The sequence below is a fragment of the Streptomyces katrae genome (assembly GCF_002028425.1).
GTDB classification, from domain to species: Bacteria; Actinomycetota; Actinomycetes; order Streptomycetales; family Streptomycetaceae; genus Streptomyces; species Streptomyces katrae_A.
In genome coordinates this window covers 7,122,632-7,138,454 of the sequence record NZ_CP020042.1, presented here as the reverse complement: position 1 = coordinate 7,138,454, position 15,823 = coordinate 7,122,632, and the positions used below count along the sequence as shown (strand labels likewise).

At 74.1% G+C, this 15,823-nt stretch carries 14 protein-coding genes; 6 read left to right on the top strand and 8 right to left on the bottom strand.

The window, feature by feature from the left end:
* Positions 1 to 133 precede the first annotated feature (133 nt).
* On the bottom strand, positions 134 to 1,231 hold the full coding sequence (locus tag B4U46_RS32375) for a hypothetical protein (RefSeq protein ID WP_123995189.1): 1,098 nt from the start codon (positions 1,229 to 1,231) through the stop codon (positions 134 to 136).
* Between the two features lie 158 nt (positions 1,232 to 1,389).
* Between B4U46_RS32375 and B4U46_RS32370 the strand changes: the two genes are divergently transcribed.
* The gene (locus B4U46_RS32370) at positions 1,390 to 2,928 is read left to right on the top strand and encodes an SDR family oxidoreductase (RefSeq protein WP_079431150.1); all 1,539 of its coding nucleotides are present in this window, start codon (positions 1,390 to 1,392) and stop codon (positions 2,926 to 2,928) included.
* 15 nt (positions 2,929 to 2,943) lie between these two features.
* On the opposite strand, the gene B4U46_RS32365 is transcribed toward B4U46_RS32370, so the two are convergent.
* Positions 2,944 to 4,281 carry an MFS transporter gene (locus B4U46_RS32365; protein WP_079431149.1) on the bottom strand — a complete coding sequence of 446 codons (1,338 nt, stop codon included), beginning with the start codon at positions 4,279 to 4,281 and terminating at the stop codon, positions 2,944 to 2,946.
* A 161-nt stretch (positions 4,282 to 4,442) separates the two neighbouring features.
* Between B4U46_RS32365 and B4U46_RS32360 the strand changes: the two genes are divergently transcribed.
* Entirely contained in the window at positions 4,443 to 5,378 is a 936-nt protein-coding gene (locus B4U46_RS32360) for a LysR family transcriptional regulator (protein WP_079431148.1), read from the top strand.
* Positions 5,379 to 5,464: 86 nt separating this feature from the next.
* Here the strand turns inward: B4U46_RS32360 and B4U46_RS32355 are convergent, their stop codons facing one another.
* Positions 5,465 to 5,998, bottom strand: coding sequence for a hypothetical protein (locus B4U46_RS32355; RefSeq protein WP_079431147.1), 534 nt, complete (start codon positions 5,996 to 5,998; stop codon positions 5,465 to 5,467).
* 375 nt (positions 5,999 to 6,373) lie between these two features.
* On the opposite strand from B4U46_RS32355, the gene B4U46_RS32350 reads away from it, so the two are divergent.
* The gene (locus B4U46_RS32350) at positions 6,374 to 7,255 is read left to right on the top strand and encodes a DUF4436 family protein (RefSeq protein WP_079431146.1); all 882 of its coding nucleotides are present in this window, start codon (positions 6,374 to 6,376) and stop codon (positions 7,253 to 7,255) included.
* Between the two features lie 62 nt (positions 7,256 to 7,317).
* Here the strand turns inward: B4U46_RS32350 and B4U46_RS32345 are convergent, their stop codons facing one another.
* Entirely contained in the window at positions 7,318 to 7,701 is a 384-nt protein-coding gene (locus B4U46_RS32345) for a hypothetical protein (protein WP_079431145.1), read from the bottom strand.
* Positions 7,702 to 7,970: 269 nt separating this feature from the next.
* On the opposite strand from B4U46_RS32345, the gene B4U46_RS36895 reads away from it, so the two are divergent.
* Both B4U46_RS36895 and B4U46_RS32335 read left to right on the top strand, forming a co-directional pair.
* Positions 7,971 to 9,410: a helix-turn-helix domain-containing protein gene (locus tag B4U46_RS36895; RefSeq protein ID WP_107438366.1), complete on the top strand. Its 1,440-nt coding sequence runs from the start codon at positions 7,971 to 7,973 to the stop codon at positions 9,408 to 9,410.
* Between the two features lie 205 nt (positions 9,411 to 9,615).
* Entirely contained in the window at positions 9,616 to 10,290 is a 675-nt protein-coding gene (locus tag B4U46_RS32335; RefSeq protein ID WP_079431143.1) for a maleylpyruvate isomerase family mycothiol-dependent enzyme, read from the top strand.
* A 41-nt stretch (positions 10,291 to 10,331) separates the two neighbouring features.
* Here B4U46_RS32335 and B4U46_RS32330 read toward each other — a convergent pair whose 3' ends face one another.
* Both B4U46_RS32330 and B4U46_RS32325 read right to left on the bottom strand, forming a co-directional pair.
* The gene (locus B4U46_RS32330; RefSeq protein ID WP_398907880.1) at positions 10,332 to 12,008 is read right to left on the bottom strand and encodes a DUF4173 domain-containing protein; all 1,677 of its coding nucleotides are present in this window, start codon (positions 12,006 to 12,008) and stop codon (positions 10,332 to 10,334) included.
* Between the two features lie 174 nt (positions 12,009 to 12,182).
* Positions 12,183 to 12,437 carry a hypothetical protein gene (locus B4U46_RS32325; RefSeq protein ID WP_237293206.1) on the bottom strand — a complete coding sequence of 85 codons (255 nt, stop codon included), beginning with the start codon at positions 12,435 to 12,437 and terminating at the stop codon, positions 12,183 to 12,185.
* 234 nt (positions 12,438 to 12,671) lie between these two features.
* Here B4U46_RS32325 and B4U46_RS32320 point away from each other — a divergent pair, with 234 nt between their 5' ends.
* Positions 12,672 to 13,712 carry a vWA domain-containing protein gene (locus B4U46_RS32320; protein WP_079431140.1) on the top strand — a complete coding sequence of 347 codons (1,041 nt, stop codon included), beginning with the start codon at positions 12,672 to 12,674 and terminating at the stop codon, positions 13,710 to 13,712.
* A 64-nt stretch (positions 13,713 to 13,776) separates the two neighbouring features.
* Here B4U46_RS32320 and B4U46_RS32315 read toward each other — a convergent pair whose 3' ends face one another.
* On the bottom strand, positions 13,777 to 14,991 hold the full coding sequence (locus B4U46_RS32315; protein WP_079431139.1) for an ABC transporter permease: 1,215 nt from the start codon (positions 14,989 to 14,991) through the stop codon (positions 13,777 to 13,779).
* The gene (locus tag B4U46_RS32310) at positions 14,988 to 15,728 is read right to left on the bottom strand and encodes an ABC transporter ATP-binding protein (RefSeq protein WP_208949825.1); all 741 of its coding nucleotides are present in this window, start codon (positions 15,726 to 15,728) and stop codon (positions 14,988 to 14,990) included. The genes B4U46_RS32315 and B4U46_RS32310 overlap by 4 nt, the downstream gene beginning before the upstream one ends.
* Between the last annotated feature and the right edge of the window lie 95 nt (positions 15,729 to 15,823).

Here is a 15,823-nt window from a genome sequence, read left to right as displayed (position 1 = left end):
CCCGGCCGCCGGGCGGCATGGCCGTCCCCACACGGTAGTCAGGCCGGGCCCCGGCACGGGCGGGCATCGCGGAGGTTCGCACCCGACCGGGTCGAATGTGCTAGGCCCGGCGCGGCCTCATGAACTCATGAACTCATCGCGGACCCGCGGGATACGCACCGGCCGGCGGCGTCGCGGCGGCGGAGGCGAGCAGGGCCTCGGCGAGGTTCTCCTTGCGGATGCGCTGGTCGACGTAGAGCAGGGACAGGACCAGCTGCGGGTACCCGAGCTGGAAGACCGCACCGACCGCCGTGCCGAGCAGTATGCAGGCCACGTACACGACCATGCCGAACAACAGCGTGGACGGGTCCGCCGCGTCGCCCGTCGCCAGTACGGTGGGGAAGAGCGCGAACATCCCGAGGAAGGCGAACGGCAGCTGGACGGCGTACCCGACCGCCGCCCCCAGCAGGTTTCCGAGCGCCGCGATGCCGAACGTACGCCACCAGCCGCCGCTGACCAGACGGGAGGAGCGCCGCATCGCCTCGACCGGGCCCAGCCCCTCGCACACCGCGACGGCGGGCGCCAGGCTGAAGCGGACGGTGAGCCACAGCATCACGGGCATCCCGACCAGGAACACGATCATCATGAAGACGGGCAGAGCCGTGACCCACCGGTCCCCGGACGTCACCAGCCACGAGAAGAACAGGGCGTAGAGGACCAGCATCGGCCCGCCGGCGAGCAGCCCCGTGCACAGCAGGGTCCCGAGCACGGACGGCAGCCGCGACCAGCAGCGCCGCCACATCGCCCCGAAGGTCGCGGGGCGGCCGAGCACCGCCTCCTGGATCACCGCGGGGGCCAGCGAGGTGATCAGTCCGCCGAGCAGGACCATGGTGAGCACCAACAGCACCACGACGGGCGCCAGATACAGCAGCAGGGCCGCCACGTCCTCTCCCCCCGGGCGCTCGCCCGACGGGACGTCGAACACCGCGGCGAACCTGGGGCGGATCCCGGCGACGGTGATGCCGATGGCCACGGCGACCAGCAGGAACCCGATGCCCTGGACCAGCATGATGATGCCGACCAGGGGCTTCCAGTAACTGCGGAACGCCCTGAAGGCCCCGCCTATCACATCGCCCGTCCCGAGCGGCGCGAGCGGGATGACGCCCGGCTGGGGCGGCCGCGGCGCCCATCCTCCCCACGGCGGTACGGGCTGTCCCGGGTGGTGCTGTCCCCACCCCGCGTGTTGCGACATCGCTGTTTCTCCCCCTTGGAAAAGGCACACCGTAACCCGTCCCCTCCGCACCAGGTCACGGCGCCCCCGGCGGAGCAGCGTTGCGGCCGGGGCGCGCGGGGTCCAGGCTCGGAAGGGGGCGGCGGGCGCACCGCCGCAGGAGGGACGGGAGCGAGTCCATGACGGTCAAGGGGACGAGCCCGGCGGGTACGCAGCCCACGGGAACGGAGCCGGCCGGCGACCTGTGCCTGGTCACCGGTGCCACCGGCTACATCGGCGGCCGCCTGGTGCCCGAACTCCTCGACGCCGGCTACCGGGTCCGGGCGCTGGCCCGCTCCCCGGAACGGCTGCGCGACCATCCCTGGGCCGGCCGCGTCGAGGTGGTGCGCGGTGACGTCACCGACGGGGACTCGCTGGACGGGGCGCTGGGCGGGGTGGCCGTCGCCTACTACCTGGTGCACGCCCTCGGCGGCGGGCCCGGTTTCGAGGAGCGCGACCGGGTCGCCGCCCGCCTGTTCGGCGAGCGGGCCCGGCTGGCCGGCGTACGGCGCATCGTCTACCTGGGCGGCCTCACCCCGTCCGGGCCGCCCCCCGAAGAGCTCTCCCCGCACCTGCGTTCCCGGGCCGAGGTGGGCGCCGTGCTGCTGGCGTCCGGCGTCCCCTGCACGGTGCTGCGGGCGGCCGTGGTCATCGGGTCGGGCTCGGCCTCGTTCGAGATGCTGCGCTACCTGACGGAACGGCTGCCGGTCATGATCACGCCGAGCTGGGTGGGCACCCGGGTGCAGCCCATCGCCGTGCGCGACGTGCTGCGCTACCTCGTCGGGAGCGCCGCGATGCCGCCCGGGGTGAGCCGGACCTTCGACATCGGCGGGCCCGACGTCCTGACGTACGAGCAGATGATGCACCGTTACGCCGAGGTCGCCGGACTCCCGCACCGGCGCATCCTGCGCGTGCCCATGCTCAGCCCTGGTCTGTCCAGCCTCTGGATCGGCCTGGTCACGCCCGTGCCCCGGGCGCTGGCCCGGCCGCTGGCCGAGTCGCTGCGCCACGAAGTGGTGTGCGCGGAGCACGACATCACCCGCTGGGTGCCGGATCCGCCGGGCGGCCCGCTCCCCTTCGACCAGGCCCTGGTCCTGGCCCTGCAGCGGGTCCGCGAGGCGCGGGTGAGCACCCGCTGGTCCAACGCCTCCCTGCCCGGCGCACCCAGCGACCCCCTGCCCACCGACCCGGACTGGGCGGGCGGCAGCCTGTACACCGACCACCGCACCGCCCCGGTGGCGGCCCCGCCGGGGGTCCTGTGGCGGGTGGTGGAGGGCATCGGAGGGGAACACGGCTGGTACTCCTTCCCGCTCGCCTGGGCGGTACGCGGCTGGCTGGACCGGCTGGCGGGGGGCGCCGGCATCCGCCGGGGCCGCCGGGACGCCGGCCGGCTGCGGGTGGGCGACGCCCTGGACTTCTGGCGGGTCGAGGAGATCGAGCCGGGCCGGCTGCTGCGGCTGCGCGCGGAGATGCGGGTACCCGGGCTGGCCTGGCTGGAGATGTACGCCGAACCCGACCCGCAGCACGCGGGCCGCTCGCGCTACCGCCAGCGCGCCCTCTTCCACCCGCGCGGGCTGCTCGGCCACCTGTACTGGTGGTCGGTCAGCCCCTTCCACGCGGTGGTCTTCGGCGGCATGGCCCGCAACATCGCCCGCGCCGCCGAACAACTCCCCACGTAGGAAACCGCTCCGGCTTCACCCGGATGAGGCGGCGCCCCGCTCCGGGCTGGCGCCGTCGGGGCGGGGCGCCGCGTCAGGTTCACCGTTCCCGGGTGAGGCGTCCGGTCCCGGGTCCGCAGCCGGAGCGGGGGAGCGCGGGAGCAGCAGCGGGGTGGTGAGGAGGAGGACACCGGCCAGGGCGAGGGCCTGGCGGGGGCCCAGGAGGGTGCCCAGGGCGCCCCAGCCGGCCGTCAGGAGGGCGGTGGCGGCCTTCGTCGTCACCGACCAGGCGGAGAGCGTGCGGGCGACGCGGTCGGACGGGGTGCGTTCGAGCCGGTAGGTGGCGCAGACGGGGTTGAAGACCCCGCAGCACAGGATCAGCCCGAGCTCGACGCCCATCACCAGCAGCAGCCCCCCGGTGCCCGGCCCCACGAATGCCAGGCCGACGGACCAGAGGGCGCGCAGGGATCCGGACACCGTCAGGACCCGGTGCCGCCCGTACCGGGTGACCAGCGGCCGGGCCAGCCGCGAGCCGATGAGCCCGGCGACCGAGGGCAGGGCGAAGGCGAGACCGTACTGCCAGGGCTCGAATCCGAGCCGGCCGAGCATCAGGACGGTCAGCAGCGGCGAGGTGGCCATCACCAGGCCGTTGAACAGGGCGGTGTTGAGGAACAGCGGACGCAGGCCCGCGTCGGCGAGGACGAACCGCCAGCCTTCGAGGAGGCCACCGGTCGGCGGGAGCCCGGTCTCCGGGCGGCGGGGCGGCGGCGGTTCGTGCCGGCCCGTCGCCCGGATGCCCAGGGCCGACAGCAGGTAGCTCGCCGCGTCGGCCGCCACCGTCGCCACCGGACCGAGCAGCCCGGTCAGGGCGCCGCCCAGCGGCGGCCCGATGATCGTGGTCGTCCAGGAGGTGGACTCCAGCCGGGCGTTGGCGGCGAGCAGGTCCTGCGCCGGCAGCAGGGACTTCAGGTAGGCGCCGGAGGCGGCGCGGAAGGTGATGTCGGCCGCCGCGACGACGACGGAGACCAGCAGCAGCTGGACGAAGGTGAGCGCGCCGAGCACGAACGCGGCCGGCACCGTCAGCAGTGCCGCGCACCGCACCAGGTCCGTCGCGATCAGCACGGGCCGCTTGCGCCGGAACTCCACCCACGGGCCCAGCGGCACCGCCGCGGCCGCGCCCGCCGCGGCCCCGGCGGACGAGAGCGCGGCCACCTCGGCCGGCCCGGCGTGCAGCACCCGGACGGCGATCAGGGGGAAGGCCCCGAAGGCGAGCCAGGTCCCGAGCGCACTGGCCCCGTACGCCCCCCAGAACCACCCGAACGGCTTCCCCGGCCCGTGACCCCGCGGAAATCCCCGCAGCCGCCCACTTCCCATCCCCGACACTCCTGCCCCTGCCCGTACAGCCGACTGCGACCGCTGCAACCGACCACAACCGATCGGCGTTCCGGAGCATCAAAGCGGGCTTCGCACCGGCGGATCAAACAACCGGGAGGCCGACTGGTCACAACCCCTGGTTGTGGACCTAGGCTGAGGGCATGGACCTCGACGCCGTACGGACCTTCGTCGCCGCCGCCGACGCGGGGCGCTTCCAGGAGGCCGCGGCCGAGCTGGCGGTCACCCAGCAGGCCGTCTCCAAGCGCATCGCCGCCCTGGAGCGTGCTCTCGGCGTGCGGCTGTTCACCCGCACGCCGCGCGGCGCCGAGCTCACCATCGACGGGCAGGCCTTCCTCCCGCACGCCCGGGAGCTGCTGCGCACCGCCGAGCGGGCGGTGGCGTCCGTCAGCACCGGCCACCGTCCGCTGCGGGTCGACGTGATCAACTCGCGGGGCGCGGCGACGGGGCTGATGCGCGAGTTCCACCGCGCCCATCCCGAGGTCGAGCTCGACGTGGTAATGCTGTTCGAGATCGATGCGGCCGTGTCCGCCATCCGCTCCGGGGCGATCGACGCGTCCTTCCGCGCCGTGACCGCGCCCGGCCGCCCCCTTCCGGCGGACGTCGAAGCCGTACGGGTGCTGGACGAGCCGCTCCAGCTGCTCACCGGGCCCGCCCACGCCCTGGCGGGCGCCAGGTCGGTGACCGTCGCCCAGCTGGCCGGGCACCGGATCTGGATGCCCGGCGTGGTCCCCGGCACCGAGTGGACCGCCTACTACGACGACCTGGTCGCCGCTTTCGGCCTCACCATCGAGGCGACGGGCCCCAATTTCGGCTCCGACGCGCTCCTCGACACCATCGCCGACACCCCGGCCCTGGCCACGTTCATGAGCGAACGGACCCGGCTCGTCTGGCCGGCCGGCCACGGTCTGCGCCGCATCCCGGTGACCGATCCGACACCGGTCTACCCGCACGCGCTGCTCTGGCGCCGCGACAACCCCCACCCGGGGCTGGCGGCCCTGCGCGCCCATCTCGCCGGAGCGGCGGGCGGGCGGGACACCGCAGGGACCTGGATGCCGGACTGGGTGATCCCGCGCTGAAACGCGCCGCCCGCGCGGGCGCGCGCCGCTGCCGCCCGGGCCCGCGCCGGTGGGGGCGGGGCGCCGGGCGGCGGCTCGGGGAGGGGTCAGCAGGGGCGGATGTGGTAGACCGGGGTCCAGGAGGCCGTGCCGGTGTCCTTGGCCACGTTCGACCAGCGCTCGCTGCCGTTCTGGTTGTAGAAGCGGGCCCGGGTGCCCGTGCTCTGGTTGTTGTTGAACGTGCCGTCGCCGATCCCGTTGAAGTCGTAGTAGCCGCAGTAGTAGTAGTCGTAGTTGCTGCCCTGGCCGTCCCTGATGCACAGGTGGCCGCTGGCGCAGGCCAGTGCCTGGCCGGGGGCGGCGAGGTCGCGGGTCTCGGTCTGGCCCGGGGCCTTGAGGACGAGTTCGCCGCCGGCGATGGCGAGCTTGTTCGCGGAGATCTGGCGCGCCCGCGGGTCGGACGCGAGGACGGCGTCGGCCCGCCGCTGGAGCCCGGCCGCCTGGGCGGCGGTCAGCCCGGCGGCGCGGGCCTGCTCGGAGAAGGCGCTCTGGGGTGAGGCGGAGGCATGGGCGGAAAGTACCGGGCCGGCGACCAGCGCGGCGGTCGCGGTCATCATCGCCAGGATCCTGCGCGGTGACATGCGTGTTTCCCCTCTAGTTTCGGCAGCCAGGAAGCCACCGCTCGCAGCGGTGGCCCGGGAGTCGCGGAGCTCATCGTTCCGAAGTTGCGACGGGGCCTGAAGGGGGGAATCGGCCGGATCGCGGCTCTTGTGTGGATACCTCGGGTGCGCCGGGGCCCCAGCCGGCACAGGAGTAACCGATCAGATGTGTGGTCCATGCATCGTTTTCCCTGGCGGGGCGGGGCTTCCCCGTGCGGGGCACGGCGGCCCGGCCCGGGTGGCGCGATGGAAGGGGCGGCGGGATGGCCGCCCGGGCCGCCCGGGTGGCGGCGGGGCCGCCGAAAGGTTTCGCTGGCCGGACGAACCTGTTCCGCTCCTCCTGCCGCCGGAGTCACGATGAGTGCCACCTGGGACCCTCCTCCCCCGCGCCGCTCCGGGACGTGGCTCCTCCCCGTCCTGATCCCGATCGCGGTCCTGATCGTGGCGGCGGTGGCCGTAGGGTCGTGGCTGCAGTTCTCCGAGCGGCAGGCCGGCGACAGGGTCCGCACCGCCGGGTCCACCGCCGCGGACCGGGTGGACGTGGAGGCCACCGTCCAGCGCGTCGACGCCGCGGGCCGGGAGCTGGTGCTCCGGGTCCGGGTCGTCCCGCGCGGGGCCCTCGGCGAGGAGGACGGCACCGCCCCCGTGGCCGGCCTGGGCCTGCAGACCTCGGCGGCGACCCTCGGCGACCTGGCGTTCAAGGCGCACGAGCGGCTCACGCCCAGGGACGTCCAGGTCGCCCTCACCGGCGGCTCGATCGGCGACTACCCGTTCGACACCTACAAGACCGACATCGAGTTCCGCGCCGTCATGGACGGCAGGCAGGTACCGGTACGGATCCTGTTCTCCAACAACGACACGCTGTTCTCGGTCACCGCCGAACCCCTGACCGCCCGGCAGGAGGCTGTCCTCGGGCTGTCCGTGGCCCGGTCGGGCAGTCTGCTGGTCTTCGTCGGGTTCATGATGGTGGTGATGTGGGCGCTGGCGGCGTCCGTGATCATCGGCACCTGGTACCTGATGACGCGGGGCGAGGGCCTGGTCTGGCCCGCCCTCGCCTGGATGGCCGCCACCCTGTTCGCCCTCTCGGCCTTCCGCAACACCGCCCCGGGCACACCGCCGATCGGCTGCGTGCTGGACTGGTTCGCCTTCCTGTGGGCCGAGAGCATCATCGCCCTGTGCCTGATCGCCGTGGTCGTCACCGGCGTCCGCACCTCCCTGCGTCAGAAGGACGCGGCCTAGCCCGGACGGCAGGGGCGGCGGGGCCGGTTGCGCCGGTCCCGCCCGCCGCCCGCGGGGCCGGATCAGCCGAAGCTGCACTCGGTGAGGCCGGTGCGCCAGGCGTTGGAGTCGTCCACGTAGGGCGCGTACACCCAGCCGGCCTGGTTGTAGTACCCGCCGTTGACGTGCCACTCGTTGTCGATCCAGTACCAGACGTTGCCCTGGTTGTTGATGTTGTCACCGCGCTTCCAGCACACGACGTCGACGTAGTCCCCGTTGAACAGGTCCGCGGTGACCTTGGAGGACGACCCGGAGTGGTACGAGTAGACGCCCACGCCGTGCGAGGTGCTCAGGCGGGTCCATCCGCTGGTGGCGGAGGCGGTGGTGATCCCCGTGGCCAGCGCGCCGGCGGTGAGGGCCGCGACCGTCGCGGCCATGGCGCCACGGCGACCGAGAGCGAGCTTCATGACTGTCTCCTGTCGGGACTCGACTGCCGGGCCCGTCCTCCGGGTCCGGCGACGGGGCCAACCATCGGCAGCGGCGCCGGTGTCCGACAAGCCCCTTCGACGTGCTGGGACAACCCTGGACGGCTCGGGACGGGACGGGCCGCCCGGCGCGGCGGAGTTGGCCGGTGGAGCCGTTCCCCGGCCGGGCCGCGGCCTCGTAGGATCCGGCCAGCCGGCCGCCGTGGGACACCTCGGGACGGGCCGGTCCAGGGGGACGGAGCGGGGGACGCATGACGACGCGGGAAGAGCAGGCGGGAGAGCGGGCGCCGGGGCGGCCGGAATCGGTCGCGGAGTTCATCGGGGAGTTACGGGCGCTCAAGGCGGTGGAGGGGCTGTCCCTGCGGGAGTTGCAGCGGCGCTCGGGGCTGCCCCGGTCCACCATCGCGCACGCGCTGCGGACGGACCGGCCGGGGCTGCCGCCGTGGGACCGGGTGGCGGGGCTGCTGCGGGCGCTGGGTGTGGCGGAGGCGGCACTGCCGCAATGGAAGGCGCACTGGACCCGGTTGCGCCTGGCCCGGGAGGCCGAGCGGCCACCGACCGGGCCCCAGGAGCCGGGCGGGGCGGGCGAAGGCGCCGGTACGGCCGGGTCGGGCAGTGCGGCTGGACCGGGCGCGCCCGGCAGTACGGGCGGGCGCGGCGAAGCCGTCGGTGCGGGTGGAGCGGGCGGGCCCGGCCGGCCGAGCGCTGCGGGCGGCGCGGCTGGTTCGGGTTGGCCCGGTGGTGCGATCGGGCCGGTCGGTGTGGCCGGTTCCGGAGTGGGGGGTGGGGCCGGCGGGGCCGGTGCTCAGGCCGCCGTGCAGCCTGCCGCCCCTGGGCCGGGCCGGCGGCCGGGGGCGCGGTGGTGGCCCTGGCGGCAGCGGCTCGCCGCCCATGTGGCGACCCTCCTGCTGGGGGCCGGCATCGGGGCGGGGGCGGTGCTGGCGCTGGGCGGGGGCGCCCCGGCCGGGGCCAAGGCCGGGTTCCCCGTGGCGGAGCAGCCCTGCCCGCCGCCCACCGCGAACCCGCACCCGTCCTTGCGGGCTCCGGCCGCGGGAGGGGCCGGTACGGCGAAGGAACCGCCCTCCTGGGTGGGCCGGGTCACCTCCGGGCAGGAGATCCTCTCCGGCTCCGACGTGGTGCTGCCCGTGCTGTCCCCGGTCACCGAGGGGGACGCGCTGGTGGTCACCGTCATGCTGACCGGCTCCTGTCCCGGCCCGGTCGCGGTCACCGACACGCAGGGGGACACGTTCCGCATCGTGGGCGACGAGACCGACACCGCTCGCCACCGCACGCTGGTCCTGGCCGCCTTCGGGGCGCACCCGCTCGGCACGGCCGACTCCCTGCACGCCACGTACCCGCACGCGAGCAAGTACCACATCGCCGTGGACGAGTTCCGCGGCATCAGCGCGGCCGTGGGCTCCGCCGAGGCCCACGGGGATAACGGCGGGACGGCCTTCAGCACCGGCTCGATCCGGCTGGACTGCGCCGCCGGTGACCTGATGGTGGGCGCGGTCGGCACCAACACCGGGTCCGCGCCGGTCTTCACCGCCGAGTGGACGCCGCTGCCGATGCTCCAGCTCTCGTCCTACCGGCTCACCACCGCCTACCGGGTGGTACCGGCGGCCCAGACCTGCGCGGCCACGGGCACCACCACGGCCCAGTGGGCCGCGTCGGCGGTGGTCTTCCGCTGACTCCGCCGAGCGCACCCGCGGGCTCAGCGGTCCGGGTGCGTGCGCCCTTCACCCGGAGGGACGTTCCGGCAGCCCCGCCGTCACACCGTCCGGGATTCCGACCCAGCGGGGGGACCGCGCCGCACGGCCCCATAACCGCTGGTACTGGACGGGAGCAGGAACCTCTATTGGAGTCGCGGCCGCCCGGCCAGCACACTTGATCAGCATGAAGAGGGATACGGAACAGACCGGCCGACAGGGCGAGTTCACGGGCGGGGCGATCGACGTCAGGGCCGCCATCGCGGCGGAGCGGCGGGAGTTGGCCGATCTCTTCGAGGGCCTGCCGGCCGAGGCCTGGGACGCGCCCAGCCTGTGCGCGGGGTGGCGGGTCCGTGAGGTCGTCGCGCACATGTCCATGGGGTTCCGGCTGTCGCTGCCCGCCACACTGGGCGAGCTGGTCAGGGCCGGGGGCAACCTGCACCGCATGACGGACCGCGTGGCCCGCAGGGACGCCGCCGCCCACTCCGTGGGCGAGCTCTGCGCGTTCGTGCGGGACAACGCCGGCCATCCGTGGAAGCCGCCGGTCGGGGGCTTCCGGGCCGCGCTCGGGCACGACGTGGTGCACGGGCTGGACGTCACCGCCGCCCTCGGGATCGACCGGCGGGTCCCCGAGGACCGGCTGCGCGTGCTGCTCGAGGACGTCCGGCCCAGCGGCCTGAGGTTCTTCGGCGTCGACCTGCGGGGCGTGCGGCTGTGCGCCGAGGACACGGACTGGTCCTACGGCGCCGGGACCCCCGTCTACGGAGCCGCCCAGGACCTCGTCCTGCTCGCCTTCGGCCGCCGCCTGCCCCCCGGCCGCCTCCACGGCGGACAGGCCGCCCGCTTCACCGCCCTCCGGTGACGGGGCGTGCTCCGTGCGCGCCTCGTCCGGCCGGGGCCGGCCTACTCGGAGCGGCTGCCGTACGCGCCGAGGCGGACGCACTCGGCGCGGTCCACCGTCACCGGCCGCTCGCGCAGGATCTCGCGGGCCCGGTGCCGGCCGAGGCTGGTGGCGTACCAGGGAAGGTCGCCGGCCTGGCGGAGCTCGTCCCGGATGCCCATCAGGGCGCAGGAGCGCCGGGGTTCGGGCAGCCGGTCCAGGGCGGGGGCGGCGTCCGCGGACAGGTCGCGGAGGTAGGCGAGGTCGATCTTGCCGTCCTGCTGGTACCGGGTGACGTTGCTCTCCGCGATGATCGCGTCGGGTGAGAGCAGCCCGAAGGCGAGGACGGCCGCCGCCGCGCTGCCCGCCACCGCACGGGCCAGCCAGCGGCCGCCGGCCGCTCCGGCCGCCATCAGCAGCACGATGACCAGGCCCAGCCACAGCTCCATCGTGACCACGGACAGCCGCAGCCTGGTCAGTCCGTACGCGTCGACGTACAGGTCCATGCGGCGTACGGCGGAGGCCACCACGACCAGCGTCAGCAGGCACAGGGTGCCCAGCACCGCCCGGACCAGGCGGCGGTCGCCGGGTGTGCTCCGGGGCGCCCAGCGCAGGGCGAGGGCGATGACCACGAGGACGAAGACGGTGGCCCACAGGAGCTGCCAGAACCCCTGGCGCGCGTACTCGGCGTGCGAGAGCCCGGTGCTCTCCAGCACCTTGTCGTAGCCGCCGAACAGGACGGCCAGCTGGACCGCGTTGAAGCCGGCGAAGAGCAGATTGAGCAGGATCAGCGGCAGGCTCCACTCCAGCCGGGAACGCGCCTCGCCTGGGCGGGACTTCATCCGGTCCCAGCGGTGCGGGGCGGCCGCGGTGCGGGCGGTGGCGACGGCGAGGAGGGTGCCGGCCAGGAAGAGCAGGGCCCGCAGCGGCCCCTCCCCCACGGAGACGTCGGGGACCAGGCCGCCGAGCAGATCGGCGAAGGCGGCGTCGGCGGAGGCGAACAGCGCGCCGAAGACCCCCAGCAGGACCGCCGCCACCACGGCCGCCTTGGCCACGGGCACCCAGCGGTCCCGGGCCGCCCCGCCGCCGCGTGCCCGTATGCCGGCCCAGGCCCAGCCGACGCCGGCGACGGCGCTGCCGAGGAAGCCGATGGGGGCCAGCAGGACGCCGGGCCACCTGCGGGTTCCGTGCAGGGCCAGGGCGGCGAGCAGCACGGCCGCCAGGACCGCGAGCGTGGACGGCCAGGCGGAGTCGCGCAGGGCCGGCACGGCGAGCAGGGCCACGCAGCCGGCCGCCCACAGCAGGGTCCAGGGGCGGGCCTTGCGGCCCGCCGCCCGGGCCGAGACGTACGCGGCGGCCATCGCGGGCAGCGCGGCGAGGAGCAGGCCGGGGCCGACTCCGTCGCCGAGGAGCGCGGCGGCGGCGAGTCCGGCGGCGAGCACGGCCACCAGGGTGACGGTGGGGATCGGGGCGGCCTCGGCGGGCCGGATCCGGTGCCACATGGAGTTCTCCGCCCTCGCGGCGGCGGCCTCCATGGCCCTGCGCTGCCGGAGTTGCTGCTGGTGAACCAGCCAGGCGGCCGGGTCGTACCCGGGCAGGCCGGGGGCGGGAGGGGCGGGCGGTGCCGGTGCGGGCCCCCACGGGTTGTGCTGTTCGGGCTGTTTCGCCTGCTCGGCCCTGTTGTCGGCGTTCTCGGACATGGAGTCCTCCCCTGGTGCGGAGGGGACAGAGTAGGCCCGCACTCCAGGGTTTTGAACACATTCAATTGACCCTTGTTGCATGATCGTGACAATGCGCGACCGGGTGCGGGAACGCCGCGGGGGCGGACCGACGTCGGTGTCGGCCCGCCCCCGCGGTGCGGAGTCGTCCCGGGCTCAGGCGCCCAGGTGGCTACCCTTGAGCCACTCCTTCTCGCCCTCCTTGGCACAGCTCGAGCTGTAGACCGGGCCGGCGAACGACGGGAGGTTGTGCGGCACCGCGGCGAACGAGGAGCAGTTCGAGGAGAAGGCCTTGTGACCGCCGGAGAAGTAGTCGATGTCGACCCCCTCGTTGGCCAGGGCGGCGCCGGCCCCGCCCAGGAGGATGCCGGCGGCCAGGACGGAAGCGGTGACGGCGGAACGAATACGCATGACTCCCCTAAGGATCCGGTGAAACGACGCGCGGTCGGTATGCGCGTCGGCCGGTCCAACCGCCCCGGGCCCCCGATGGGAACGGCCGTTCACCCGGATGCCACAGAGGTAACGTTTCGCCTCTCCTGGCCCCGTTCTGACGGGGCGTTCCCCCGGCGGCCGGGGCCGGTGCGGGCCCATTGTCAGTGGCGGGTGCGAGGATCTGGGCATCGGTTCGAAAAAGGGGGAGCGGCCATGTCCGGAAACCAGAACTACATCAATCACGTCGCCCTTGTACTGGACGCCAGTTCGTCCATGTCGCACCTCAGCGACAAGGTCGTCGAAGTCGCCGACCAGCAGATCGCCTATCTGGCCCGCCGGTCGCAGGAACTCGACCAGGAAACCCGTGTGACGGTGTACGTCTTCGCCAATGCGGTGGAATGCGTCATCTACGACAAGGACGTGCTGCGCATGCCGTCCCTGAAGCAGCTGTACCGGGTCGGCGGAATGACCTCCCTGCTGGCCGCGACGCTGAAGTCCCAGGGGGAGCTGGCGCAGACGGCGCAGCTGTACGGCGACCACAGCTTCCTCACGTTCGTGCTCACCGACGGCCAGGAGAACGCCAGTCACCGCTGCCCGGACGCCCCTTCCCAGGATCCGCGGGCCCTGGTGGACGCCCTGGCGACGATGATCGGGACGCAGCAGGACAACTGGACCCTGGCCGTGCTCGTGCCGGACCAGATGGGCAGGCGGGAGGCCATGCGGTGCGGGTTCCCGAAGGACAACATCGCCCTCTGGGACGCCACGAGCACGCGCGGCCTGGAGGAGGCCGGACAGGTCATCCAGGAGGCCACCGAGAAATTCATGGTGGGGCGCACCAAGGGAATCCGGGGTTCCCGTGCGGTGTTCTCCACGGGCGCCGACGCGGTCAACAAGGAAACCATCAAGGCGGCCGGGCTCACTCCCGCCGACCAGACGCAGTATCAGCTCATTCCGGTGTCCCGTGATGCGGGGATCCGCGAATGGGTCGTCGAATGCGGGCACACGTACCGTACCGGTGGCGCCTATTACCAGCTGAGCAAGTCGGAAAAGGTCCAGGCGCGCAAGCAGATCGCCGTTCTGGAGAAGAAGACCGACCGGGTGTACACGGGGCCGGCGGCGCGCGCCCTGCTGGGGCTGCCGGACGCCGAGGTCCGGGTCAAGCCTGACCAGAACGACGAGTTCACGATCTTCGTGCAGAGCACCAGCGTGAACCGGAAGCTGGTGCCGAACACCCGGCTGCTGCTGATGAGCTGACGCCGTGACCGCCCCGCCGGCGGGACCGGCGGGGCGGTCGGCACGCAAGGCCGCGCCCGGCCCGCTATGCCGCCTGGAGGGCCAGGGTCGGGGAGAGGCGCGCGGCGCGGACGGCCGGGTAGAGGCCGGCCAGGGTGCCGATGGCCAAGGTGGCCCCGAAGCCGCCGGTCACCGCCCACAGGGGCACCACCCAGGGGAGGTCGCCGGTACGGGCGTACACCCAGGTGGCCGCGGCCCCCAGGGCGATGCCCGCGAGCCCGCCGAGCCCGGACAGCAGCAGGGACTCCGTCACGAACTGCACGCGGATCTGGCCCCTGGTCGCGCCCAGCGAGCGGCGCAGGCCGATCTCGTGGCGGCGCTCCAGCACCGAGATGATCATCGTGTTGGCGACGCCGACCCCGCCGACGAGCAGGGCGATCCCGCCCAGCCCGAGCAGCAGCGTGCTGAAGGCTCCTTCGGTGGCGGCCTTGGCCTGGAGGGCCGCGGAGGGGTCCGTCACCGATACCGTGGTCGGGCTCTGCGGGTTGGCCGTCCGCGCGATCAGGGCCCGTACCTGCGCGACGCGGTCGTCCGCGGAGCGTTCGTAGACGGCCGTCGGGTGGCCGTCGAAGCCGAGCAGCTCCTCGGCCGCCCGCCAGCCGATCAGCGCCGAGCGTTCGATCTCGGGCGCGAGCGGAACCGGGTCCAGGATGCCGATGACCGTGAAGTACCGGCCGCCGATGAAGACCTGGCCGCCGGGGGCGCTGATGCCCAGCCGCTCCGCCGTGACGTGCCCCAGCACCACGGAGGGGTAGCGGGAGGTCGCGTCGTTCAGCCAGACGCCGGAGCGCATGCGGGCCCGCAGCACGCCGGGCAGATCGTCCTTGGCCGCCTTCACCGCGATGCCGCCGGTCTCCTCCTTGGGGATCTTCTCCGAGCGGCGGACCGACTCCGGTACGTCGCCCGTGGTGCCGACCGACTGGACGCCCTCGATCCGCGAGAGCATCCCGGGGGCCTCCTTGGGCAGTGTGGTGTCCTGGCCCGCGAACATCGACTGCCCGGGCGTGAGGACCAGCATGTTCGTGCCCAGTTTCTCCAGTTCCCGCAGCAGTTTGGCCTGGCTGGAGGAGGAGACGCCGACCACCGCGATCATCGTCGCGATGCCGATCGCGATGCCGAGGGCCGACAGGAACACCCGCATCGGGCGGGAGCGGAGCCCGGCCGAGCCGACGTGCAGCACGTCCCGGGGGCCGAGGCGGGGCGGCCGCAGCCGGACCGGGGCCGGCGCCGGGGCCGTCACGAGGCCTCCCCGAGGTGCTCCGGCCGCGGGCCGGGGTGCGCCGGGGGTCGCGTCCGGGGCGGTGTCCGGGGGTGCGGGTGCCAGGCGTCGGAGACGACCTCCCCGTCGCGGATCCGGACCGACCGGGGCAGGCTCGCCGCGATCTCCTGGTCGTGGGTGATCACGGCGATGGTGGCCCCGTCGCCGTTCAGCTCGTGCAGCAGTTCCATCACCGACCGGCCCGATGCCGTGTCGAGCGCGCCCGTGGGCTCGTCGGCGAGCAGCAGGTCCGGCTCCCCGGCCACGGCCCGGGCGATCGCCACGCGCTGCTTCTGTCCGCCGGACAGCTCGTGCGGCCGGTGTTCCATCCGGTCGCCGAGGCCGACGCGTTCCAGGGCGGCCCCCGCACGGCGGCCGCGTTCGGCCCGGGAGAGGCCGGAGTAGAGCAGTCCCTCGGCGACGTTCGCCCGGGCGCTGATGCCGGGGACGAGGTGGAAGGACTGGAACACGAAGCCGACGTGGCGGGAGCGCAGGGCCGACAGGGCCCGGTCGGACAGGGCCGCCACGTCGTGGCCGGCGATGGCGACCCGGCCGGCCGTCGGCCGGTCCAGGGTTCCGACGATGTGCAGGAGGGTGGACTTCCCCGAGCCGGACGGGCCGACGATGCCGAGGAGTTCCCCGTCCAGGACGGTCAGGTCCACCCCGCGCAGGGCCTTGACCCCGCCGGGGTACTCCTTGGTGACGCCGGTCAGCTCCACGACCGGGCGGGCGTGGCGGGCATCGGGGGTGTGAGCAGTGCCGGGGGTGTGAGGGGTAACGGGGGTGTGAGGGGTAACGGGGGTGTGAGGGGTAA

Coding starts and splice junctions, on each gene's coding strand:
- B4U46_RS32375 (WP_123995189.1), bottom strand. CDS start 1,231: ATGTCGCAACACGCGGGGTGGGGACAGCACCACCCGGGACAGCCCGTA.
- B4U46_RS32370 (WP_079431150.1), top strand. CDS start 1,390: ATGACGGTCAAGGGGACGAGCCCGGCGGGTACGCAGCCCACGGGAACG.
- B4U46_RS32365 (WP_079431149.1), bottom strand. CDS start 4,281: ATGGGAAGTGGGCGGCTGCGGGGATTTCCGCGGGGTCACGGGCCGGGG.
- B4U46_RS32360 (WP_079431148.1), top strand. CDS start 4,443: ATGGACCTCGACGCCGTACGGACCTTCGTCGCCGCCGCCGACGCGGGG.
- B4U46_RS32355 (WP_079431147.1), bottom strand. CDS start 5,998: ATGTCACCGCGCAGGATCCTGGCGATGATGACCGCGACCGCCGCGCTG.
- B4U46_RS32350 (WP_079431146.1), top strand. CDS start 6,374: ATGAGTGCCACCTGGGACCCTCCTCCCCCGCGCCGCTCCGGGACGTGG.
- B4U46_RS32345 (WP_079431145.1), bottom strand. CDS start 7,701: ATGAAGCTCGCTCTCGGTCGCCGTGGCGCCATGGCCGCGACGGTCGCG.
- B4U46_RS36895 (WP_107438366.1), top strand. CDS start 7,971: ATGACGACGCGGGAAGAGCAGGCGGGAGAGCGGGCGCCGGGGCGGCCG.
- B4U46_RS32335 (WP_079431143.1), top strand. CDS start 9,616: ATGAAGAGGGATACGGAACAGACCGGCCGACAGGGCGAGTTCACGGGC.
- B4U46_RS32330 (WP_398907880.1), bottom strand. CDS start 12,008: ATGTCCGAGAACGCCGACAACAGGGCCGAGCAGGCGAAACAGCCCGAA.
- B4U46_RS32325 (WP_237293206.1), bottom strand. CDS start 12,437: ATGCGTATTCGTTCCGCCGTCACCGCTTCCGTCCTGGCCGCCGGCATC.
- B4U46_RS32320 (WP_079431140.1), top strand. CDS start 12,672: ATGTCCGGAAACCAGAACTACATCAATCACGTCGCCCTTGTACTGGAC.